This is a genomic window from Moorena sp. SIO3A2, assembly GCF_010672265.1.
Taxonomy (GTDB): domain Bacteria; phylum Cyanobacteriota; class Cyanobacteriia; order Cyanobacteriales; family Coleofasciculaceae; genus Moorena; species Moorena producens.
Genome location: NZ_JAAHHC010000006.1, coordinates 102,656 through 124,479 on the forward strand (window position 1 = coordinate 102,656; position 21,824 = coordinate 124,479).

Genomic DNA, 21,824 nt, shown 5'->3' on the forward strand with positions numbered 1-21,824 from the left:
TCGAAGCCTGTGCCACACTGTCTTGATGCAAAGCGCGAGTGGGGGAAACCCCCAAGACCAGGCTGCACCTCAAGTAGCGTGCCCATAAGCTGATACGCGACACGCTGACGGCTGATAGCTGAATACTTACAAACGCTATAACCAACACTCCTCAAGGTGAGAGAATAAATTAACCCTCATCCTCCAAATCGATAATACTCCCAAATTCATGCCATCACGACCAACCAGAGTTGGCAGGTGACCCACTGGAGCCCAGATTACGGAAAATGTAAGGTCTTCATAATTTTTCCATCGTCTTCTGAGGTGCAATCCTTTGCGCTGTCGCCATCCCACACTATGACCAAATTGTTGATAAAGCTGAGTTTGATACGCTAATATGTTAGGGAAATAATTACTGCGGGAAATACTGTTTGGGTTGTAATAGGAACTCAAAACATACACGCTTCGGTTGAATTCTAGTTTATCAACGTTATTCTCGTCACTATCAAGTTTTCCCCCAAGCTTCTGCCAAATTTCTTTTTGCAAACTGAAGCCGAATTGCCCACTGCTATACTTTAGCCAAAGCTGCTCAATGGTGTGTAGATCGGTGCAGGGAAAATTCTTGATTGACTCAGGATCGAGATTGTTGTCTTCTTCTCGATCAACTGCTTTAACCATTAGAGCAAAGGTTTCCTGATCGGCTTCTTTCCATTTACCGGCTTTGAGTAAATCTCGCAAGTTAGAGTAGTCTATGCCTTGATCAGAAATGAGTTGGTCAGGTTGGTGTAGGTCAACAGTTATCCCCAACTCTTTGTGTTTTTTATTTAATGTATATTGAACAATTTCAGGAATCTTACCATACCGTTCATAGTTTTCCACAATTTTGCGATACTTGGCTTCGATTTTGCGATACTCACTATCGGGATCATCCTTGGGGTCTTTATTCATTAAAATAGTCAGTAAAATATCCAACCCTTTATTATCGAGAAACAGAGCTGGCTCGATCTGGGGCTTAATAGTCTGGACTTTTTCGGTGGCATAGTTATGTAATTCACGAACATAGATTAAGCCAGCCCCATCTCGGTCTGCTGCACCAGTTTCAATGCCTTCGACTAAGTACTGGGTGTAAAGGGAACAATGAGGTGCTTCCTGTTCAAAAGAGGTTTGTGTAGTTGTGGAGGAGGTGAGAACTGCTCGCCCTGGAGCACTGAGTTCTTCCTTGAGATTGACACTCACAGGTTCTGTCAGCGAACCATCAGCGGAAGCACTATAGTAATCACACTCAAGAATTACTATTTGTTGCTGAGCATCACTACGACTAAATTGCTGGTGTAAAAAAGAAGCGGGTAATGCAGTACCTTCAAGGTTATCTTTAGTCGTGATGCTAGTTGTTAAATACAGTTTACCATCCTGATTAATAATTCCTTGGCCAGAGAAAAAAACTAGGGCTAAGTCATTGACACCACATTGGTCAACTAGGTTCTGAATTGCCTCTTTTAGGTTGACCATATTGGGATTGAGCAGCAAGTCTACCCGATTAAAATCCCCTAGGGTTTTCTCTTGTAAAACTCGCTGCATTGCTTGCACATCATGGGAGGCAGCTTGATGGGTAGTTAAACCTTCTGCATACTGATCAACCGCGATCAGCAGTGCTACTTTCTTAGCCATTTACTTTTTCACTAATGCCATCTATTATCTTCTTATAGCATTTCTAAAATAGGTGAGGTACACAAGTTTTGGATTTTAGGGAATAGGGAATCGGGAATCGGGAATCGGGAATAGGAAAACGGGAATAGGTCAAAAATCCTGTGTACCTCATAAAGAGGAGAACTGCTATATAATAATTAAGGACTGATTATATTTTCAGATCGTTCCGACTCCCGACTCCCTCGGTGCGCTTACAGTCGTCGAATTAAATTCGCCACGGGTCGCACCGCTCCCGACTCCCTACTAGTCACGGGTCTTGGTTAACCATTAGAATCGATTTAATTTTTCGTTTGATTCGATTTCCGTTTTTGTCCACTCTCCCATAAATGGTTTTGCCGTTATAATAAAGAGCGGAGGAGCTTCCTCCATCTAGATTCATGGCTTTTTCCACCCCAGCAGTTTTCAGGAAGGTAGCTAGGGCCCTGAACGACATACCGGAATTTCTGGGAGCTTCTGGTTTTTGAGCGACCATGACTAACAAAATGCTGCCATCAGGAGTAATACCGACTGCACTTCTAGCATTGAGTCGGCTGCTCCCTAGGGCATCTCGTATGACTTTGCCATTTTCTACAGCTACAAAACCTTCGGTGACTGATGTAATTTGTGGAACCAGCAACGGACCACTGCCTAGGGCATCTAATAATTGACAACCGGGGGGGGTCGGTTCACTGTGTAGGGTAATATCATAGCGGACTGTTGACCCACAACGGTATCGCCGAAATTCTGATCGATTGAGAATTTTATCCATGTAGGGCTGTAAGTTGGGATTTTGGATTAGCCCCTGGTTGTCACGGGGATCTGCTACTAGTTGCCCTTGCTTGATTACGATTGAGGTGGTCTTCTGATTTTTTGGGTCAAAAAAACCGCCGTTGATGGCAGCTACAGCTTGGTGCTTTTGGGCTAAATCTTCTAAGGTGATTAACTGTTCCGATATGGCTGGAGTAACGGAAAATCCACTTTCAGCTGGAATTAATAAGGTATGAACCACACTAAAGTCTAGAGGATGGGATTGGTATTTGATCTGTTTCTGGGGTGGCGAAACATCTGAAGAGAGGGCATCGGGTGGCTGGTGATTCCGGATAGATAACCACCCAATGGCTAAACCAATGGCAATCAAGCTCAGCCCAAGGATTTTTCTCACGTTCTTTTAGAAGCAATAACTATAGCAAAGGGAACAGCGGATCTGGGAGTCGGGAATAGCGATGCAGAGGTGCGACTCCCTATTCCCTTCGCTAAATTACTCAACCAGATGTCACATCATAAAGCATAATCCGATGACCGTCGTAATCGCAGAATGCTTGCTCAGTGAAATTGAGGTTTGGTGGTCTAGTAAAGTAATTGGGCTCAATGGTTTCAAGGCCGAGTTCACGGATTTTCTCAATGGTTAGGGTCAGGTCTTTTACTCTGACCACCAGGGCTAAACGATAGGGAGTGGTAGGGGTGGGTAATTCAATTCCCTTGACTTCGGTCAGGGCTAGGGCTCTAGGTTCGTCTTCTGTACTGAGTGATGCAAATTTGAGCTGAGCACTTTTGGGAAACTGAAACACTTGGTAGAGGTAAGAGTCTGGGGATGCTTCAGCCAGATAGTCGAGCTTAAATCCTAGGATATCTTGGTAAATGGTGAATGCTCGTTCGAGATCAGCAACTACCAAGCAGGGGCGCTTGATGTGAAGCCGATCTAGATTAGGGGTATTGGGGTTGACTGAGGGCTGATTGGTTTCCATTCACCCACCTAAATTTCCCTTCGCTAATTATATAGCAAAGGGAATCGGGAATCGGGAATCGGGAATCGGGAATCGGGAATCGGGAGTAAGAAGTACGGAATATGGCATCAAAAATTATCACAATTTATTTAGGATTACGATAGCTGAAAGTTAGCTATTAAAAAAGTTTGCGATCGCATTCGCAAATCCCTCAAAGGAGCGGTAATTTTTAGATACAATAGAGACAGTTAACCCCAAGTTTTCAGTATTAGCAGCGGTATAGGGACCAAAGCAAGCAATGACACAATGGTTATAATCCTGGGGGGAGTTTACCATTGTCAAAAAAGCGGTCACTTCTGCGGTGCTACTAAAAGCAATAACATCTATCTTGCCTTGACGAATCAGATTCAATTCTACATCATAGATAGTTTTATCCAAAATTCGGGTTTGATAGGTCAATACTGGACTGACTTTTATGCCCAATTCCTGTAAACCGGAAATAAAATTGGGAATGACATTAGGTTCTGGTATCCCGACCACCTTTGGAATAGGAACTAATATAGTTTTCTGATCAATAGTTGGATAGTTAGACAATTCAGTAACCATTCCGGTTGGGCTAGCTTCAGCCGGAACTAAATCAGCTGTTACTCCAAAATCCGACAATCTTTCGGCATCTTTTCCAATGGCAGATAGTTGACAATTTTTCAGCACAGATTTAGAAATACCCAAGGATGCCATGCGGGCAAAAAAAGCGTCTATTCCGTTGCGACTAGTAAAGGCAATCCAATCAAATTTACTTATTTCCCTGAGAGCAGCATCTAATTCAGGATAATTTTCTAACAAACAGGTTTCAATGGTTGGCATCACTATGGGAAGTCCACCCTGGTTAATGATTTGTTGAGATAACCGAGACCCATAGGTTCTTGGTGCTGTTACAATGATTCTTTTGCCATAGAGAGGGAGTTGATTTGATGGAGATAGAGGATGCATCTTTTGATTATCAATCTATATCAAGACAGGGAACAGGGAACAGGGAACAGGGAATAGGTAACAGGGAATAGGAAAAAAAAACTGTGGACATTATAGTTATTAAAAACGCTTTAAATGCTGCTATAGAGTTAATAAATAAATACAAAAAAATAATTACAGTTTTTTTGATTACCAAAAATTCCTATATACTTAATTAAATCTTGCCTCTTGCCTTTCCCAAAGAGATTATGTTCACAAATCAAATGGAAATGCTATATAACCATCCTAGGGCGAAACTAGTCAAAACATTAATATAGCGTTTTTCATACTTATGAGGTACAGTCAATTTTGTTACCCCGTCTCCCGACTCCCGACTCCCTACTCCCGACTCCCTACTCCCGACTCCCTACTCCCGACTCCCTACTCCCTACTCCCTTTGTTATAGATGAACAAATTAGCACTTACCTTAAAAAATCCCTCTCTCACTGATATCAAGTGGATCCTAAGCCTTTTCCTGGCCGCCCTTTTCCTTTGGGGTATTTTTCTGGGAAATGTACCCCTACGGGACTGGGATGAAGGCACTAGAGCCCTGATCGCTAGAGAAATCTATCGCACGGGTAACTGGCTCCATCCTACTCTGTGGGGAGAACCTTATCTACTGAAACCCCCTTTGATGGATTGGCTGATTGCTTTAAGCTATAAAGTAGGGGGTGTCCAAGAATTCACTACTCGTTTGCCTGGTGCTTTTTTGTCAGCGTGTGGAGTACCACTGCTCTATTTAGTAGCACGAGAACTATTCCTTCAACGTCTCAGTGCCATATTTGCCGCTAGCGTCTACTTAACCCTGTTGCCAGTTGTGCGCCACGGACGTTTGGCAATGCTGGATGGCATGATCAATACTTGGTTTTTGCTGTTGCTATTTTGCTTACTTAAAGCTTGTCAGGCTCAGTCTTATTGGGCAATTGGGATCGGAGTTTGTTTAGGACTAATTACTTTCACAAAAGGTCTATTAGTTGTGCCTCTAGGGGCAATTGCTTTGGTCTTTATTCTGGCCAATAAAACCTTAGGGTTGTTGAAAAGTCGCTATTTTTGGTTGGGCATAGTCCTAGGTTACGCACCGGTTTTGGTTTGGTATATTGCCCAATGGCAGCATTATGGAGCAACCTTTTGGCAAGTTCATTTTCTCTCTCAAGGATTTGCTCGCATCTCTGAAAAGGTGGAAGGGAATCAAGGATCAGCGTGGTATTATCTTTTGGAGTTAATTAAGTATACTTTCCCTTGGCTATTGTTTTGGATAGGAGGATTCTATCTAGCTTGGCGAAAACCCCTCACGAGTTGGGGGAGTTTAATTTTAATTGGGACTATCGGCTATTTGACAATTATTTCTATGATGGCCACTAAGCTACCCTGGTATATTATGCCTGTGTATCCCTTTTTTGCTATAGCTGTTGCCGCTAAACTCACTGTATTTTGGCAACATTGGAGTCGTTATCCTAAGATTTTAACAATTATTTTAGGATTTATTGGAGTAGCTGCTTTAGGGGGATGTATTTATTTTATCTTGGCAGATCCCCAACCGGTTTTAATCCTTATGGGTATGGTGGTAAGCCTAACCATGACCCTAGCGGCTTGGACAATTAAACAGCATAACCGCAATTTTATCCCAATTTTATTGATAGGGATGTATATAACTTTGGTATTATTAATGAGTTCTCACTCTTGGCTCTGGGAGTTAAATGAAGCATTTCCAGTTAAGCCAGTGGCGGCTTTGATTCAGGAAAATACGGCTCCAGGGGATATTATCTATACGTCTTTTTCCTATCAGCGTCCTAGTTTAGATTTTTATAGCGATCGCAAAGTGATTCCCCAAGATGAAAATACTTTAAAACAGTTGTGTTCAACTCAATCTTACCTGCTCTTGGACAATTCTACGTTAGCGGCTTTGCAATTACCTAACCAAGTATTTTTAGGCACTGCTGAAGGGTTTACGTTAGCGAGAGGGGTGGGAGTAGGGAGTGGGGAGTAGGGAATCGGGAGGTAAGCATTCAGCTATCAGCTATCAGCTTTCAGCTATCAGCATTCAGCTTTCAGCTATCAGCATTCAGCTTTCAGCTTTCAGCTATCAGCATTCAGCTATCAGCCATTGGCCGTAGGCCAGGCGTTGCTGAATCTTCTTTTGAATAGGAGTAGAGTGGGCATCCTGCCCGCCCGAAAATATATTGAAACTGGCAAGATGCCAGTTCCACCAAGATGCCCATTCCACAAAAGTCTTGAAATCATTCCATTATTAAGCAACGCCGTAGGGCAAGCTACACCGAACAGCTTTTGAATAAAATAAGCTGACCGCTGACCGCTGACCGCTGACCGCTGACGGCTGATAGCTAAATGCTTAAGTACTCCAGAGTAGAAAATAGCCCTGGCCAATCAATTACTGATGGTCTCGCTCCCCTATTTATCAGCTCAAAAACTTTTCCAACTGTAACAGAGTTAGCAATGGATTCTACACAAGCTGATGCCACATCAATCCGGCTAGTTTGACCTGATAAAGTATCCCCGGTACCTAAGACTAACCCTAATTTTCCTGCTGTTGTCGCTTTCAACAGAGTGTTTAAATCATAGGAGGTAAACGGACCGTCGATCAATCGTCCTGGGCGAATAATAGTATAAGGTAATCCTGAATTAATGATAATTTCTTCAGCTTTTTGTTTGGCATCGAGTACACCAAAGGAATTAAGAATACTATAGGGTGGTTTATCTTTCCGTAGCACACCACAAGAGGATACAAAGACAAACCGCTTGAGGTCTTTAGGAGCTGCTGCTACCAGGTTGGTGACTCCTATAACATCAACTTGCTCAGGACTATTTTTGGCTTTAGTACGAGCGTAGGTGGGGTTGAGATAGATCTTGAGCCACTCGATCACACTTGGGAATCCTTTCGCCTGATCCATTGTGTCGAAATCCCACTTATTAGAAGGGAAAGCAGTCGTTCCAGTACAACAGATGATATGAGTAACATTTTGGATGGCAGGGGGGAGGCTAGGGCGTGTTTTCAAACTCGGAGATCCCCCTAAATCCCCCTTAAAAAAGGGGGACTTTGAGAATGGCTCCCCCCTTCCGCGCGGGGGGTTGGGGGGGATCTAAATCTTGCGGAAAACTTTGAAAACACGGCCTAGAGGGATAGCGGATATCACCAACTATAATCTCTACTCGGTTATCAAACATTTCCTGAGCTTTTTCAGCACTGCGAGTCAGAACACTAACCTGAAAACCTTTCTCTAGTAGCTTGGCCACCGTTAGCTGTCCAACCCCACCTGTAGCACCCGCCACCAGTACTTTCTCTGTTGAAGTCATCACCCCTGCTCCTCAAGTTTTGGTCTTAACTGGAATTGGAAATAAGTATATAGTAGTCGGGAGTCGGGAATCGGGAATCGGGAATCGGGAGTCGGGAAGTGTGGGAAGCCATGGCCAATAGGCCACGCTACGCGATCGCATTCAACAATCTCACTAATCCCAGGATTATTCTTGCTAATTGAAATTGTCAGCTATCAGCTGATAGCTGATAGCTGTTCGCTGAATCCTTACTTTGATTCCTAGGATTTTACAGAATCCAAAATGTAATTAGTCGCCAATAACCGTAAAAGTAAAGGCACTATCGGCAGGACGATCTGGAGAAGAAGTTTGTACGACCAAATAATCGGGTCCGACTTCAACAATTGCAGCAGACATATTGAAAGTCTTCCACGGCGAACCATATATAGAAACAGTAGGTGCTGGCAGACTTTGAAATCCTTCTTGAAACTGTATAAGATAAATACCTCCGTCGAGTTCCCGGCTTTTGAAACCCTCACCATACCATACTTGACCATCTGAATTAACAGCCCCATAAAGCTCACGAGCTTGAGCTACAGCAGGGTTAGCAACGAAAACAGACAAGCACAAAGCAACTAAAAGAAAGAAGGAAGCAACTTTCTTCCCGATAGACTGAAAATTCACCATCATATCTCCATTTGATGATCATTGTTAACCTAAAACTTTTGTTGTCTCAGGTTGCGATAACAACCTACCACGAACAGAGCAGACATTCCCCAAAGCCTTAACATTTTCTCAATATTTTTTTTAAAATTAATCTAGGATAGTAAACCAATATCTCTTACTTTGTCAAGCAAAGAAGGGAAGTGTGGGAATATCAAGAATCTCACCAATCCCAGCATTATAGTGCTACGCGCAAGTCAGAAGTCAGAAGTCAGAAGTCAGAAGTCAGCTATGACTAAGTTTCGGAATTTATGAATTTCAAACACCTTAATGCGTAGTGCTATATTCTTACTAATTGAAATCAAGCATTTCTTTTAAGCTAATAACCTTGGCCTTTCGGCCACGCTACGCGAACAAGCTTGGCCTTTGGCCACGCTACGCGAACAACCTGCTAACCTTATAACCTTTAACCTTTAACCTCCTAACCTTCAACCTCCTAACCTTCAACCTCCTAACCTTCACCCTTCAACCTTCAACAAAATAACCTTCAACCTTCAACCTTCAACCTTCAACCTTCAACCTCCTAACCCCAAAAAAATAGCCGCAGAAATACTATCCACGGCTAGAAAATTCACCTTGTCTTGATGCAGTCGCTCATGGGGGAAACCCCCAAGACCGCGCTGCATCGCTATGTCATTCAGTTTTTTCACCTATCCAGACATGATCCTATCTGATTAGACCCGATGGTTTTGCCGGGGGGAAAACCCCCCAGGAATTTAAGGTTTTACGGGATAATCAAGTACTTGACGGTAATTGTGATGAACTCTCCCGGAATGCCCGTTGGCTGAAGAGGAGTCCAGTCGGAAATTTCCGTGTAACGAAGTACATACAGGGTATGCATCGTATTAAGTATGGCCTTGCGGGACCCCTTTAAAATATGCTGAACAGGGATTTTTTTTGGGGAAGACTCGTCAGGATTATTATCTGAGTTAGGCGGTAATTTTGAAGGCATAAGGTGAACCTCTTGCTTTTTATTTATATTTATAATCGTAATGATTATATATGTTTTTGTCAAGAGTTTTGGAAAAGTTTTTTTTGGTTGAGGGAACAGGAAACAGAGAACATAAAAAAAAATTACTGTATATTATAAGAGGTTGTCTGAAAAGTATGATTTGCTAGATCAAAGCCCCCTCCCCCAATTTTGGGGGACTTATACCAGCAAATTGATTCTTGTTCCCCCCAGAATTGGGGGGCTAGGGGGGCAAAATTCAGTATCAAAAAACTTTTCAGATATCCTCTAAGAGGTAACAGGTAACCTGTAACAGGGAACAGGGAAAAAATACTATATACCTCATTAGGCGATAAACCGCTATAAATAGGATTTTTTTTAAATAAATTTGATATTTTTTTTTTGGTGTGTTAAATTTAAAGTAGTTTAAATAATCGATTAATAAATCCTATAGAATAGCGTTTCCATATAGTAATGAACTAAACAGGATTTTTCCCCGATTCCCGATTCCCGATTCCCGACTCCCGATTCCCTGTTCCCTGTTCCCGATTCCCGATTCCCTGTTCCCTTGCTATCTATGATTAACTCTGACTCCTTAAAAGCTATTGAAAACGCTAGACTAAATGACAACATTGGTAAGCCCCTTTATGACTCCTATTGTTTCTCCCAGATTCCCCAGATGATCTATCATCTGCTCACGGGTCAAGGAAACATGGGATTACCTAGGAGTGTATTAGGAGAATTACCGGAACGCTATGATAAGGTTATTCTGATTTTTGTTGATGCTTTCGGGTGGCGCTTTTTTCAGGACTATGTTGAACAATCGGAATTTTTGAAGCGGTTTGTAGTGGAAGGTGTCGCTTCTAAATTGACTACCCAGTTTCCTTCTACAACTGCTGCTCATGTGACTACTATTCACTCAGGGCTTCCGGTTGGTGAGAGTGGTGTCTTCCATTGGTTTTACTATGAGCCGCTGTTGGATGATATTATTGCTCCGTTGATGTTTTCGTTTGCGGGTGATAAGCAACGGGGAACCTTGCAAACAACTGGCATTTCTGAGCAAAGCCTTTTCCCTACCCAAACTCTCTATCAAAAATTGCAACAGTATGGTGTTAAATCTTATTGTTTTCAACACTACAATTATGCTTACTCTCCCTTTTCACGAGTGGTGTGTGATGGGGCAAGTATTGTTCCCTACAAAACTATTCCTGAAGCATTAGTTAACCTGACTGAAGCCGCGATCGCTGAATCCGATAAGAGCTACTTTTTCCTGTATTTGGATACTGTTGATGGCATCGCTCATAAATACGGTCCTGGCTCCCTGCAGTTCCAGGCTGAAGTTAGCACACTTTTGCTAACTATGGAGCGACTTTTATATCAGCAGGTAGCTGGTAAGCTGAAGAATACATTATTACTAATTACGGCTGATCATGGACAAATAGAGATTTCACCAGAGACTACTATTTATTTGAATCAGCTTAATCCTTCCATTGAGCAGTTTATTAAACGGAATGCCCAAGGTAAACTGTTGGTGCCAGCAGGATCATGTCGGGATATGGTGTTGTATATTCAGGAAGACCATTTGGATAAAGTCTATGATTTGCTGACGGAGCAGTTGGCAGATCGAGCAACAGTGTATCGCACTACAACATTACTTGAGCAAGGCTATTTCGGTACAGGTGAAATATCGCCACTATTGCTGAATCGGTTAGGCAATTTAGTGATTTTACCGAATAAGTATGAAACGGTTTGGTGGTATGAAGAAGACCGGTTTGAACAACACAAGTTGGGCGGTCATGGGGGATTGTCAAGGGAAGAGATGGAAACGATTTTGTTGGCTATTGATTGCTAAAAGTTGGTTGTTCGCGTAGCGTGGCCGAAAGGCCAAGGTTGAAGAGGGTTGAAGGTTGAAGGTTGAAGGGTTAAGAGGGTTGAAGGGTTAAGAGGGTTGAAGGGTTAAGAGGGTTGAAGGTTGTTAGGAGATGGGGAGAGCTTGTAGGGTGGGCAAAAACCGTTGGCTTCAAATGAGTATTAATGATTAGATTACTTTGCCCACCCTACTTTAATTGGTATTTTTTGTTCACTACTTCTAAAGTTGAAGCTTGTAGGGTGGGCAAAAACCGTTTGCTTCACATCAGTATTAATGATTAGATTACTTTGCCCACCCTACTTTAATTGGGATTTTTTTTATGATAGCTGATAGCTAATAGCTGATATAGCACTACGCATTCAAATTAGGACATTGTCTTGATGCAGTCGCTCCTAAACTCTGAAACGTGAGTCTAGCTTACTTCTGACTTCTAACTTCTGACTTCTGACTTGCGCGTAGCGCTATAACTGAACCACTACTCCCTAGGGTCTACTCCTTACGGCCTATTTCCTAAGAGCTATAGCGTTTTTAATACTTATGAGTTATGCAAGAGTTTTTTCCTAATTGCTCCAAATAGATAAAAAAAGATCTAAACTACAAAAGAATAATCTGTGCTATTGAGTTGTCAAATTATAGATGACTACTTCTGAGCTAGAAACTGCCCTTAATTGCTATCAAGAAGCACTCTCTAACCTAAAAGAGTCTAAATCTCCTCAAGTAAAGGAAGTGCTAGAGATTTTCAATGCCAGGGATGCTGTGCAGGCTGCTTGGAGTCAGTGTAATCACGTATCTACAACGGATCAACAGCAACTGGTTGAGTTGGACGCTCTGCTGAAGAGCAAAGCAGGGCAGATTACCAAAGTCATCGACTTAGCTGAATACCGAAACAGTTTTCAGCCTCCCGCCGCTGCGTGGTGGTGGCGATTGGAAACAGAAGCACCACCCCATCTCTGGGACCGCTGGGATTGGTTGTGGAGAGGGCTGACGGTGGGCAGTTGGACAGTGAATCTGAGCTTGTTGGTGGATATTGTGCCCCGATTTCTGAGTGCGGGAACCGGAGTTGCGGGAGTGGCAGTGGTGGCGTTTCCGAGTATCTTAACCCTATTGCAAGCCAGAAGCGAACTGACCCAGGCCGGAAAAGAAGGGTTTGAAAAATTACTCAACAGGCTGCGTATTCCCAAGCATTACCATGAAGAAGCCAAATTCGCTTCCACATTGTTGCTGTGTGCGGTTCTAGCCCTATTATTCTCTAACAAGCCAGCTTTTTCCGATTGGTACAATCGCCAGGGAGTCAAGAAATATAATCAGGGGCAATTGGCTGGTGCTGAAGCCGACTATCTTCAGGCTTTGGCTCTCGATCCAGATAATGTCAACGCTCACTATAATCTAGGGTCCCTCTACGAAGACCTGCAACAGTTCGATAAAGCCAAGAGTCAATATCAATTTGCTGTTAAGGGGAATTTGATTAAGGCCGAGAACAATTTGGCTCGCTTGTGGATATTGGAGAATAAACCAGAATTGGCTACACCTCTGCTGTGGAAAAGTTTACAGGAGACGGAAAATCAGCCCTTGAGGATCAGATACAACTTGATGAAAAATTTCGGTTGGGCATTGTTACAACAGCAGCAACTAGACCAAGCGGAGAGCATTCTAACCGGAGCGATCGCTTTAGCCACTACACCAGAGGGATTGGAACAAATTACAACTCGCGCTTCAGCCCACTGTTTGTTGGCTCAGGTCTATGAACAGCAAACGCGCAATAGCGAAGCCCTTGAACAATGGCAAACGTGTTCTGAGCTAGGTTCAATTGTTAATCCTGATCAACCGAAATGGTTAGTTTTAGCTTACAAAGCGTTAAAGAAGGCAGGTAAACTCTAATGCAATGGAAAAAATGGAAACTCTTGATTGGCTTGCTCCTGGGGCTGAGCTTGGTAGTCAGCTTAGCTAGACCAGCTCGTCCGATCGGAAATGGTTTAAATCTAGTTGTGGCCCTTCGTCCACAAGGTCAGGTGAAAATGAAGCGTTCCACTTGGCAGGATTATCAGCCAGCCTTTATTGGTGCGCCATTGGCGGCTAAGGATCACCTCTTACTGGCCAGCAATACCTTTGCTAAAGTCCTGTGCCAGAACTTAATGCCGTGGGAACCCGAGGGTGGCAGAGACTATATCGTCTCTGAAGGCTGTCCTCCTACCTCAAAACCAAAGCTATATCAATCCGACCAGGATACAGTGATTGAAAGAGCAGCCAATAATCCAGAGATTCCTTATATTCTTAGACCTCGGGATAGTTCTGTGCTTAATCAGCAACCGCTCTTGGGCTGGCATCAGGTTGAGGGCGCGAGCACTTACCAAGTGACAGTGATAGGTCCAGGGGTGAAGTGGACTCAGGAAACCAGTGCAACGGAGATAGTTTACTCAGGCAAGCAGTCCCTACAACCAGGTGCTCGTTATTGGCTGATTGTCAAGACTGACCAAGGCAAAAGTTCTAAAGATGAAGGGAGTTTCGGGTTTAGCATCCTCGGTCAGGAAAAAGCCCAGGAGGTAAGGGCAGCAGCAGAGCAAATTAAGCAAAAGCAGTTGAGTAAGCCAGCAGAAGCACTAGCCTTGGCTCATTTGTACCGCAGCAATGACTTAAACGCTGAAGCCATTAACCTGCTGGAAACAGCTTTAGCTGATGGACTTGAGTCGATCCGGGTTTATCAACTTCTGGGGGACATTTACCAACAGGTGGGATTAAATCGCCTAGCTAGGGAGCGTTACCGGCAAGCCCTAGAACTGGCCAAGGCAGCGGGAGATTTAGATACTCAAGCTCAAGTGCTTGGGGGACTGGCAGTTACCAGTGGGATTATCGGCCAGAAGAATGAAGCGATCGCGTGGCTAGAGCAAGGGAAAGAGGTTTATCAAACCTTGGGAGATCAGGTCAGGGCAGGTCAATTGGAACAACAAATGGTTAAGATTTTAGGGAGCTAATCGTTCATGAAGCCAAAAATCCTAATCAACCCAGGGCTGATGGCGGCTACCATAGTCGGTGTGATCGGGATCAGAGCAGTTCCCCTGCCACCATGGGGACAGATGAGTATAGCCCAAGCCCAAGAAAGCTCACCATCAACTGAGCTAACCGAATCTGTAATTAAAAGAAAACTAGCAGAAGCATTTCGACTTACTCAGCAAGTGTTGGAACTTGGACAACAACGAAAGTACTCAGAAGCTATCCCCCTAGCAGAAAGAGCATTAGGGATTTGGCAACAAGTCCTAGGAGAGGAACACCCTCTGGTGGCCAGCAGCCTCAACTACCTGGCAGCACTGTACTATAGCCAGGGCAGGTACCAAGAAGCCGAACCCCTCTACCAGCAAGCCTTAGACCTTAGAAAACGCTTGCTAGGAGAGCAACACCCAGATGTGGCCACCAGCCTCAACAACCTGGCAGGACTGTACTCTAGCCAAGGTAGGTACCAAGAGGCCGAACCCCTCTACCAGCAAGCCTTAGACCTTAGGAAACGGGTGCTAGGAGAGGAAAACTCTGATGTGGCCACCAGCCTCAACAACCTGGCGGGACTGTACTCAAGCCAGGGCAGGTACCAAGAGGCCGAACCCCTCTACCAGCAAGCCTTAGACCTTAGGAAACAGGTGCTAGGAGAGCAACACCCCGATGTGGCCACCAGCCTCAACAACCTGGCAGGACTGTACGACAGCCAGGGCAGGTACCAAGAGGCCGAACCCCTCTACCGGCAATCCTTAGACCTTAGCAAACGCTTGCTAGGAGAGGAACACCCCCATGTGGCCACCAGCCTCAACAACCTGGCGGGACTGTACTCAAGCCAGGGCAGGTACCAAGAGGCCGAACCCCTCTACCGGCAAGCCTTAGACCTTATTAAACGCTTGCTAGGAGAGGAACACCCCCATGTGGCATTAAGCCTCAACAACCTGGCTTTACTGTACTCAAGCCAGGGCAGGTACCAAGAGGCCGAACCCCTCTACCAGCAAGCCTTAGAGCTTTTGAAACGCTTGCTAGGAGAGGAACACCCCGATGTGGCCACCAGCCTCAACAACCTGGCAACACTGTACTCAAGCCAGGGCAGGTACCAAGAGGCCGAACCCCTCTTACAGCAAGCCTTAGACCTTAGGAAACGCTTGCTAGGAGAGGAACACCCTGATGTGGCAGTCAGCCTCAACAACCTGGGGTTACTGTACTCAAGCCAGGGCAGGTACCAAGAGGCCGAACCCTTCTACCAGCAAGCCTTAGAGCTTTTCAAACGCTTGCTAAGAGAGCAACACCCCGATGTCGCCACCAGCCTCAACAACCTGGCGCTACTGTATTACACCCAAGGTAAGATCACCCCTGCCCTTGAGCTGCTTGAGCAAGGATTGGAGGTAGAAGAACGGAACCTTAACTCTAATTTGGTTGCTGGTCCTGAGCCTCAAAAGCAAAAGTACCTCGATACTATCTCTAGTGGGACAGACGCAGTCATTTCTCTGCACCTCAACGCAGCTCCCAACAATCCCAGAGCAGCCCGTCTGGCTTTGACTACCGTCCTGCGGCGAAAAGGTCGTGTTCTCGATTTCATCACCAATAGCCAGCAAGTCCTGGGTCAACAGTTAGACCCTGAAAGCCAGAGGTTACTGGAAGACCTCAACGCTACCCGCACTCAACTAGCAAACTTGTTCTACAGCCAAGGCTTAGACCCTAAAAGCCCAAGGTTACTGGAAGACCTCAATTCTAACCCCACTCAACAAGCCAATCTGACCTACAACCGACCCCCAAATCTACCTCTTAAATACTATCAAGAGAGGGTTAAGTCTCTCTCTGAACAAGCCCACCAATTAGAGGATCAAATTAGCCGTCGCAGCCCTGACTTTCGCACAGCTAACCAAAGTGTGACTATCGAAGCCATTCAAAAGCTGATTCCAGCTAATACGGCCCTAGTGGAATTGGTCAAGTATCAACCTTTCAATCCTAAACCGGAAATAGCTAAACCTTTTGGTCCCCCTCGCTACGCTGCCTACGTGCTTCATTCCCAAGGAGACCCCCAGGGCATTGATTTAGGGGAAGTTGAGTTGATTGAATCAGACCTGGAGCTGTTTCGCCTCTCTCTTCAAGACAAAGACACACGCACAGCTCAGTTGAAGCAAGCCGCACGGCAAGTGGATCAGAGGTTGATGGAGCCTGTGCGCAAACTGTTAGGGTCTACTCGATATATCTTACTTTCCCCAGAAGGAGAGCTCAACCTGATTCCCTTTGAAGCCCTGGTGGATCAACAGCAGCAGTATCTGGTAGAAAACTATCGCTTTACTTACCTTACCTCTGGCAGGGACTTACTGAGATTATCCCAGGAATCTGCCAGTCAAACTCCTCCGGTGTTGTTGGGCAATCCTGACTTTGACCGTTCTGCTGGTGAATTGATTGCTAATCAAAATCATAGCAATCTCCCCAGTGCCCACCTTACCCGTTCCATTGACCTCTCAAAGCTGGACTTTTCACCATTACCAGGCACCGCTGAGGAAGTAAAAGAAATCGCTGACATGCTGGGAGTAGACCCTCTACTGGGGGCTAAGGCCACTGAGTCAGCAGTCAAACAAGTCAATAGTCCCTGGATACTGCATATTGCTACCCATGGTTTCTCTGAGAGCACTCCCAATCAAGAACTGCCCACACTCTATGACAATCCCATGCTGTTTTCCGGACTAGTGCTAGCAGGATTTAAGCAGAAGCGAACTGGTGCAGAGAATGGAGTACTCACTGCCTTGGAAGCCGTAGGACTTAAGTTGTCTGGCACGGAGTTGGTGGTCTTATCCGCTTGCGATACCGGTTCCGGACGGATTAGTTCAGGAGAGGGCATCTATGGCTTGCGTCGGGCTTTTGTAATTGCTGGTTCACAAACTCAGCTGATCAGTTTGCGCAAGGTAGAGGATAAAGCCACCAAAGAGCTGATGCTGGCTTACTATCAGCGCTTGCTAGACCAGAACATGGGGCGCACCGAGGCTCTGCGGCAGACCCAACTGGACATGTTGAAAGATCAGAGGTATCAGCATCCTTATTATTGGGCGAGTTTCATTGTTTCGGGGAATTGGAGACCGATGAAGAATTGAGAATGAAGAATTGAGAATTTAGAATTTAGAATGAAGAATTGAGAATGAAGAATTAAGAATGGAGAATGAAGAATTAAGAATTTAGAATGAAGAATTAAGAATTAAGAGGATATCTGAAAAGTTTTTTTATACTGAATTTTGCCCCCCTAGGGCGTGTTTTCAAAGTTTTCCGCAAGATTATGATCCCCCCCAGCCCCCCAAGCGAGGGATTGCTCGCTTGGGGGGAGCCATACTCAAAGTCCCCCTTTTTTAAGGGGGATTTAGGGGGATCTCCGAGTTTGAAAACACGCCCTAGCCCCCCAAGCGAGGGATTGCTCGCTTGGGGGGAACAAGAATCAATTTGCTGCTAAAAGTCCCCCGAGCGAGGGATTGCTCGCTCGGGGGATTTAGGGGGCTTAGATGTAGCAAATGAGACTTCTCAGACAACCTCTAAGAATTTAGGTTGTAGGGTGGGCAAAAAACCTTGGTTTAGAATGAGTATTAATGATTATAGCGTTAATTGCATGTATGAGGTACAATAATTAACCTCAAAGTCCCCCTTTTTAAGGGGGATTTAGGGGGATCCATTTGTACCTCATGAGTCCTATAAACGCTATAGATTAGTTTGCCCACCCTACTTTAATTAGGATTTTTTTCACTCCCGACTCCCGATTCCCGATTCCCGACTCCCGACTCCCGACTCCCGACTCCCTTTTTAACATGGAGAATACACAAGACTATCTACCAACCACTGCAATCATCGATTGGCAACATCCTAGCGTTCTGGAACTGGCGAAGACAATAGCCCTAGAGCATCAAACATCGAATGCGATCGCAAAAGCCTGTTTTGAATGGGTTCGCGATCAAATTCGTCATAGCGTTGACTATCAAATGAATCCTGTCACCTGTCGTGCCTCGGATGTACTTAAGTATAAAACCGGTTATTGTTATGCAAAAAGCCATTTGCTAGCTGCCCTCTTACGAGCCAATGGAATTCCAGCAGGCTTTTGTTATCAACGATTAAGTATTAATGACGATGGTGAGCCTTACAGTTTGCATGGTTTGAATGCCGTTTACTTAGCTGAATTCGGTTGGTATCGAATTGATCCCAGAGGAAACCGTGAGGGAATTAATGCTCAGTTCAATCCCCCAAAGGAGCAATTAGCTTTCAGCATTCGATTTCCCGCAGAAGCTGACTTTCCTAACATTTTTTCTGAACCACTTCCTATAGTTATCGAAGCATTACAGGCTGGCAATACTTGGGATGAAATGCTTGGTAGTCTGCCAGATGTTTTGTTGGAGGAATTGTAAGAATGAAGAATTAAGAATTTAGAATTTAGAATGAAGAATGAAGAATGAAGAATTTAGAATGAAGAATGAAGAATTTAGAATGAAGAATTTAGAATGAAGAATTTAGAATGAAGAATTTAGAATGAAGAATTTAGAATGAAGAATTTAGAATGAAGAATTTAGTGCGTACCCGTAACGCACCACTAGGTTGAAAGCCCCTAACAGGTGGTAAGCACTATAAGTGTGGCAAGGGTGGGTAGAGGAGAAAAATAAGCGATCGCATTCTCTCTGCTTTTGCGATCGCTACTGTTCAACAAAACAACAAATTTGTCTACTATTTTAGCAATCGGAAAGCCTAAGCTATCAGCTTATGCGCTACGCGCACGCTACTTGAGGTGCTTTCAGCTATCAACTAATGGGCTATGGGCAAGCTACACCGAACAGCTTTTGAATAAAATAAACTGACCGCTGACCGCTGACTGCTGACCCCTGACCCCTGACCGCTGACCGCTGACCGCTGACCGCTGACCGCTGACTGCTGACCGCTGACTGCTTAGATTACCTTTTCCATCCTAAACCGTTCAAACCCTACCCCCCTAAGCAATACAGTCTCCGGTTCAATGATAGTAAATCCCTGTTTGATAAAGAAATACTTAGAAATTATGCTAGCTTCAGTATAGAGACAACTAACCCCTTGCCTTAACGCTTCATCTTCTAATTGTTGGTAAATGGCTGTAGCATATCCCTGTCGAGAGTAGTCTTTTGCTGTAAACAGTAAATCAATGTGATTAGCGGGATTTAATTGACCAAAAGCCGCCACCTTATTGCCATCAACTGCAACAAGTGTTATTCCCATACTCAGCCGTTTCGTAAACTGGTCGATATCCTTAGGATAGGATGACCAAATCTCTATTTGTTTACGATCATAAGCCTGTGATGCTATCTCCATGATAGCATTTTTGTAGACATATAAAATAGCTTTGGCATCTGATACTTGGTAGTTACGGATTAACATCTTGTTCAGAGGTTACTCTTGCCTCTTGCCTTTTGCCTTAGTGGTGCGTTACGGTGCGGACTATCTCAACGCTGGCTACAAGGTTCAAGATGAGGGCAAGTCCGCCCCTAACGCACCCTACTGGACTGCTGTAATTGATTCACCAAATTAATGAAATAGTTAAAACAAATCCGGGTAAAACATCTTCTCCTGATAATGTTGTTGGATTGTCTAAAACGTCTTTTTCTTTCCCCTGACGATAAATTTCGACTTGGCGGTTTTTCGGATTAATCAACCAGCCCAAACGGGAACCATTGTCCATATACTCCTGCATTTTGTTTTGCAGAAGTTTTAACGAATCGCTAGGTGAACGCAATTCTATGATAAAATCAGGAGATAAGGGTAAAAATCTGGTTTTTTGTTCAGGTGTCAAGGATTCCCATTTAGCCACGGGTATCCAAGCAGCATCAGGGGAAAAACTGGCACCATTAGGCAGTGTAAATCCTCCCGATGAATCAAAGGTTATTCCTAATTTAGTTTGCCGATTCCATAAGTTTAACTCAAAATTAATATCTGAATTCCGCTTACTCGTTTCCCCTCCTGTGGGTGGCATAATAATTAAGCCTCCTTTAGCAGTCCGTTCTAATTTTAAATCACGGTTAGCAGCACAAAGTTGATAAAATTGCTCATTGGTGATTGGGGTATTTTGTGGATTGTTTAAAATTAATGGATTCATGGTTAATCTCCTTGATTATGACGGTTGTTGCAACACGTTTCAATGTTTAAAGTGTTTTTCGTAACTATCAGGTACACAATATTTTTCCCGTTGCTTAATCATGGAATGATGTTAAGAGTGGGCAGGATGCTGGGCATCAGCTGTGGAACTGGCATCTTGCCAGTTTCAATCTATTTTCGGGCGGCCAGGATGCTGGGCATCAGCTGTGGAACGGGCATCTTGCCAGTTTCATGCTTATTTTCGGGCGGCCAGGATGCTGGGCATCAGCTGTGGAACGGGCATCTTGCCAGTTTCAATCTATTTTCGGGCGGCCAGGATGCTGGGCATCAGCTGTGGAACGGGCATCTTGCCAGTTTCAATCTATTTTCGGGTGGGCAGGATGCTGGGCATCAGCTGTGGAACGGGCATCTTGCCAGTTTCAATCTATTTTCGGGCGGCCAGGATGCCCACTCTACTCCTATTCATTCCAAGACTGACGCAACGCCGGATTTTTTCCTAGTCCCGACTCCCTCGGTGCGCTTTCCGTAGGCGAATTAAATTCGCCACGGGTCGCACCGCTCCCGATTCCCGATTCCCGATTCCCGATTCCCTTTCAATTTAACTTATAGCGAGCAGTCCACTGTATTTTCCTGAGAAATGGAATATCTTTGAAAACTCTCAGCAAACCAAGTTTCTTTTCTGGTTCATCAAGATAAAACCAATCATCAAGGAATTCAAGCCCTGGATTCCAAGCCTCCAAGTCTTTACTGTCTTTAATACCAAACTTGAAAGTGGCATCTTTTCCCAAATGCAAATCCTGTTGTAATTTTCTGTTGATGATTGCTCGCAGGGGCGGCTTTAACCAAGCAGCCTTGACAAATTCAGCAATAAGTTCACAGCCTGGAAAAGTTGATTGCAGTTTCAATACTAATGATTTTACTTCCTCTTCTTGAAGGTACATAAACACGCCTTCTGCCATAAATAAAACTGAATCAGCCTTCAACTCTCTGATTAGTTCCATCCATTCATAATTAAATACCGAAGACGGAATAAAGCGATAGCGGTCAGTTTCTGGTAACAGTTTCCGTTTAACTGCTATCACCTCTGGGAAATCAAGGTCATAGAATATCACCTTACCGTTATCGATCCGGTGGAAACGAGTATCCAATCCACAACCAATATTAACAACAATTCTGTTCTTGATGCAGTCGCTCATGGGGGAAACCCCCAAGACCGCGCTGCATCGCTTATGCGATCGCTCCAGGAAATTTCTGGTATAATCATCATAGCGTTTGGCGCGCATAGCAATATGAACCACCAATTTTTTTTCTACCTTGCCCTTAGCTAAGCTATGATAAAGCTTGTTATCTGATTGGGATAATTCAGGAGTTAATTTGTCAGTAATTTCAACAGCTAATGGATCATATAAAATTGGGTCTTTTGACTGGCTTTCTAGGGCATGGCAATATAAAGTCAGTAGGGATGTAGCTGCTACATCACCGATTTGAGTGTTGAGTAATTTCGGAATTTCCATATCAGCTATCAGCTATC

Annotated in this window: 20 protein-coding genes and 1 pseudogene; 8 read left to right on the forward strand and 13 right to left on the reverse strand. The window is 44.3% G+C overall.

The features are described from left to right. Nucleotides 1–135: 135 nt before the first annotated feature. The 5 genes from F6K64_RS08215 to F6K64_RS08235 form a co-directional block, all read right to left on the reverse strand. Nucleotides 136–1,647, reverse strand: a complete 1,512-nt coding sequence (locus F6K64_RS08215) for a GUN4 domain-containing protein (protein ID WP_008179151.1) — start codon at nucleotides 1,645–1,647, stop codon at nucleotides 136–138. Nucleotides 1,648–1,933: 286 nt separating this feature from the next. Then, nucleotides 1,934–2,827: a phosphodiester glycosidase family protein gene (locus tag F6K64_RS08220; protein WP_008179149.1), complete on the reverse strand. Its 894-nt coding sequence runs from the start codon at nucleotides 2,825–2,827 to the stop codon at nucleotides 1,934–1,936. Between the two features lie 100 nt (nucleotides 2,828–2,927). Further along, entirely contained in the window at nucleotides 2,928–3,410 is a 483-nt protein-coding gene (locus tag F6K64_RS08225) for a VOC family protein (RefSeq protein ID WP_008179147.1), read from the reverse strand. Further along, on the reverse strand, nucleotides 3,370–3,531 hold the full coding sequence (locus F6K64_RS08230; RefSeq protein ID WP_154659662.1) for a hypothetical protein: 162 nt from the start codon (nucleotides 3,529–3,531) through the stop codon (nucleotides 3,370–3,372). The genes F6K64_RS08225 and F6K64_RS08230 overlap by 41 nt, the downstream gene beginning before the upstream one ends. A gap of 29 nt (nucleotides 3,532–3,560) precedes the next feature. Continuing rightward, nucleotides 3,561–4,379 (reverse strand): uroporphyrinogen-III synthase, encoded by an 819-nt coding sequence (locus F6K64_RS08235; RefSeq protein ID WP_008179144.1) that lies wholly within the window; start codon nucleotides 4,377–4,379, stop codon nucleotides 3,561–3,563. Nucleotides 4,380–4,803: 424 nt separating this feature from the next. On the opposite strand from F6K64_RS08235, the gene F6K64_RS08240 reads away from it, so the two are divergent. After that, a complete protein-coding gene (locus F6K64_RS08240; protein ID WP_287265246.1) occupies nucleotides 4,804–6,384 on the forward strand; it encodes an ArnT family glycosyltransferase in 1,581 nt (526 codons plus the stop codon). A gap of 110 nt (nucleotides 6,385–6,494) precedes the next feature. Here the strand turns inward: F6K64_RS08240 and F6K64_RS08245 are convergent, their stop codons facing one another. The 5 genes and pseudogenes from F6K64_RS08245 to F6K64_RS08270 all read right to left on the reverse strand — a co-directional run bounded on the left by F6K64_RS08245 (nucleotide 6,495) and on the right by F6K64_RS08270 (nucleotide 9,040). Next, nucleotides 6,495–6,782 carry a hypothetical protein gene (locus F6K64_RS08245; RefSeq protein WP_131826986.1) on the reverse strand — a complete coding sequence of 96 codons (288 nt, stop codon included), beginning with the start codon at nucleotides 6,780–6,782 and terminating at the stop codon, nucleotides 6,495–6,497. Next, a pseudogene (locus F6K64_RS38785) lies at nucleotides 6,740–7,709 on the reverse strand (SDR family oxidoreductase). Before F6K64_RS38785 ends, F6K64_RS08245 begins: the two are co-directional and overlap by 43 nt. A gap of 12 nt (nucleotides 7,710–7,721) precedes the next feature. Continuing rightward, entirely contained in the window at nucleotides 7,722–7,850 is a 129-nt protein-coding gene (locus tag F6K64_RS08260; RefSeq protein WP_267871978.1) for a hypothetical protein, read from the reverse strand. Nucleotides 7,851–7,976: 126 nt separating this feature from the next. Beyond that, nucleotides 7,977–8,354 carry a hypothetical protein gene (locus tag F6K64_RS08265; RefSeq protein WP_044492157.1) on the reverse strand — a complete coding sequence of 126 codons (378 nt, stop codon included), beginning with the start codon at nucleotides 8,352–8,354 and terminating at the stop codon, nucleotides 7,977–7,979. 551 nt (nucleotides 8,355–8,905) lie between these two features. Beyond that, nucleotides 8,906–9,040, reverse strand: coding sequence for a hypothetical protein (locus tag F6K64_RS08270; RefSeq protein WP_287256807.1), 135 nt, complete (start codon nucleotides 9,038–9,040; stop codon nucleotides 8,906–8,908). An 876-nt stretch (nucleotides 9,041–9,916) separates the two neighbouring features. Here F6K64_RS08270 and F6K64_RS08280 point away from each other — a divergent pair. The 5 genes from F6K64_RS08280 to F6K64_RS08300 all read left to right on the forward strand — a co-directional run bounded on the left by F6K64_RS08280 (nucleotide 9,917) and on the right by F6K64_RS08300 (nucleotide 18,585). Beyond that, on the forward strand, nucleotides 9,917–11,191 hold the full coding sequence (locus tag F6K64_RS08280; protein WP_008179134.1) for an alkaline phosphatase family protein: 1,275 nt from the start codon (nucleotides 9,917–9,919) through the stop codon (nucleotides 11,189–11,191). Between the two features lie 654 nt (nucleotides 11,192–11,845). Then, on the forward strand, nucleotides 11,846–13,087 hold the full coding sequence (locus F6K64_RS08285; RefSeq protein WP_287265248.1) for a tetratricopeptide repeat protein: 1,242 nt from the start codon (nucleotides 11,846–11,848) through the stop codon (nucleotides 13,085–13,087). Then, nucleotides 13,087–14,178, forward strand: coding sequence for a tetratricopeptide repeat protein (locus F6K64_RS08290; RefSeq protein WP_287265250.1), 1,092 nt, complete (start codon nucleotides 13,087–13,089; stop codon nucleotides 14,176–14,178). The genes F6K64_RS08285 and F6K64_RS08290 overlap by 1 nt, the downstream gene beginning before the upstream one ends. 6 nt (nucleotides 14,179–14,184) lie before the next feature. After that, complete coding sequence (locus tag F6K64_RS08295; RefSeq protein WP_287265252.1) at nucleotides 14,185–17,295, forward strand: CHAT domain-containing tetratricopeptide repeat protein; 3,111 nt, start codon at nucleotides 14,185–14,187, stop codon at nucleotides 17,293–17,295. Between the two features lie 699 nt (nucleotides 17,296–17,994). Then, the gene (locus F6K64_RS08300; RefSeq protein ID WP_287265254.1) at nucleotides 17,995–18,585 is read left to right on the forward strand and encodes a transglutaminase-like domain-containing protein; all 591 of its coding nucleotides are present in this window, start codon (nucleotides 17,995–17,997) and stop codon (nucleotides 18,583–18,585) included. Nucleotides 18,586–19,117: 532 nt separating this feature from the next. On the opposite strand, the gene F6K64_RS08305 is transcribed toward F6K64_RS08300, so the two are convergent. Continuing rightward, entirely contained in the window at nucleotides 19,118–19,579 is a 462-nt protein-coding gene (locus tag F6K64_RS08305; RefSeq protein ID WP_287265255.1) for a GNAT family N-acetyltransferase, read from the reverse strand. A gap of 1 nt (nucleotide 19,580) precedes the next feature. Here F6K64_RS08305 and F6K64_RS08310 point away from each other — a divergent pair, with 1 nt between their 5' ends. Next, complete coding sequence (locus tag F6K64_RS08310; RefSeq protein ID WP_287265256.1) at nucleotides 19,581–19,730, forward strand: hypothetical protein; 150 nt, start codon at nucleotides 19,581–19,583, stop codon at nucleotides 19,728–19,730. On the opposite strand, the gene F6K64_RS08315 is transcribed toward F6K64_RS08310, so the two are convergent. Beyond that, nucleotides 19,719–20,294, reverse strand: a complete 576-nt coding sequence (locus tag F6K64_RS08315) for a Uma2 family endonuclease (RefSeq protein ID WP_287265257.1) — start codon at nucleotides 20,292–20,294, stop codon at nucleotides 19,719–19,721. The genes F6K64_RS08310 and F6K64_RS08315 overlap by 12 nt on opposite strands. A 142-nt stretch (nucleotides 20,295–20,436) precedes the next feature. Here F6K64_RS08315 and F6K64_RS08320 point away from each other — a divergent pair, with 142 nt between their 5' ends. After that, the gene (locus F6K64_RS08320; protein WP_287265258.1) at nucleotides 20,437–20,793 is read left to right on the forward strand and encodes a hypothetical protein; all 357 of its coding nucleotides are present in this window, start codon (nucleotides 20,437–20,439) and stop codon (nucleotides 20,791–20,793) included. 93 nt (nucleotides 20,794–20,886) lie between these two features. Here the strand turns inward: F6K64_RS08320 and F6K64_RS08325 are convergent, their stop codons facing one another. Then, nucleotides 20,887–21,807 carry a class I SAM-dependent methyltransferase gene (locus F6K64_RS08325; protein WP_287265259.1) on the reverse strand — a complete coding sequence of 307 codons (921 nt, stop codon included), beginning with the start codon at nucleotides 21,805–21,807 and terminating at the stop codon, nucleotides 20,887–20,889. Nucleotides 21,808–21,824: the final 17 nt, after the last annotated feature.

Bases quoted from the DNA above. Each gene is read 5' to 3' on its own strand.
- F6K64_RS08290 (WP_287265250.1), top strand. From the start codon at position 13,087: ATGCAATGGAAAAAATGGAAACTCTTGATTGGCTTGCTCCTGGGGCTG.
- F6K64_RS08305 (WP_287265255.1), bottom strand. From the start codon at position 19,579: ATGTTAATCCGTAACTACCAAGTATCAGATGCCAAAGCTATTTTATAT.
- F6K64_RS08260 (WP_267871978.1), bottom strand. From the start codon at position 7,850: ATGCGATCGCGTAGCGTGGCCTATTGGCCATGGCTTCCCACACTTCCC.
- F6K64_RS08215 (WP_008179151.1), bottom strand. From the start codon at position 1,647: ATGGCTAAGAAAGTAGCACTGCTGATCGCGGTTGATCAGTATGCAGAA.
- F6K64_RS08285 (WP_287265248.1), top strand. From the start codon at position 11,846: ATGACTACTTCTGAGCTAGAAACTGCCCTTAATTGCTATCAAGAAGCA.
- F6K64_RS08295 (WP_287265252.1), top strand. From the start codon at position 14,185: ATGAAGCCAAAAATCCTAATCAACCCAGGGCTGATGGCGGCTACCATA.
- F6K64_RS08265 (WP_044492157.1), bottom strand. From the start codon at position 8,354: ATGGTGAATTTTCAGTCTATCGGGAAGAAAGTTGCTTCCTTCTTTCTT.
- F6K64_RS08225 (WP_008179147.1), bottom strand. From the start codon at position 3,410: ATGGAAACCAATCAGCCCTCAGTCAACCCCAATACCCCTAATCTAGAT.
- F6K64_RS08280 (WP_008179134.1), top strand. From the start codon at position 9,917: ATGATTAACTCTGACTCCTTAAAAGCTATTGAAAACGCTAGACTAAAT.
- F6K64_RS08325 (WP_287265259.1), bottom strand. From the start codon at position 21,807: ATGGAAATTCCGAAATTACTCAACACTCAAATCGGTGATGTAGCAGCT.
- F6K64_RS08235 (WP_008179144.1), bottom strand. From the start codon at position 4,379: ATGCATCCTCTATCTCCATCAAATCAACTCCCTCTCTATGGCAAAAGA.
- F6K64_RS08300 (WP_287265254.1), top strand. From the start codon at position 17,995: ATGGAGAATACACAAGACTATCTACCAACCACTGCAATCATCGATTGG.
- F6K64_RS08315 (WP_287265257.1), bottom strand. From the start codon at position 20,294: ATGAATCCATTAATTTTAAACAATCCACAAAATACCCCAATCACCAAT.
- F6K64_RS08240 (WP_287265246.1), top strand. From the start codon at position 4,804: ATGAACAAATTAGCACTTACCTTAAAAAATCCCTCTCTCACTGATATC.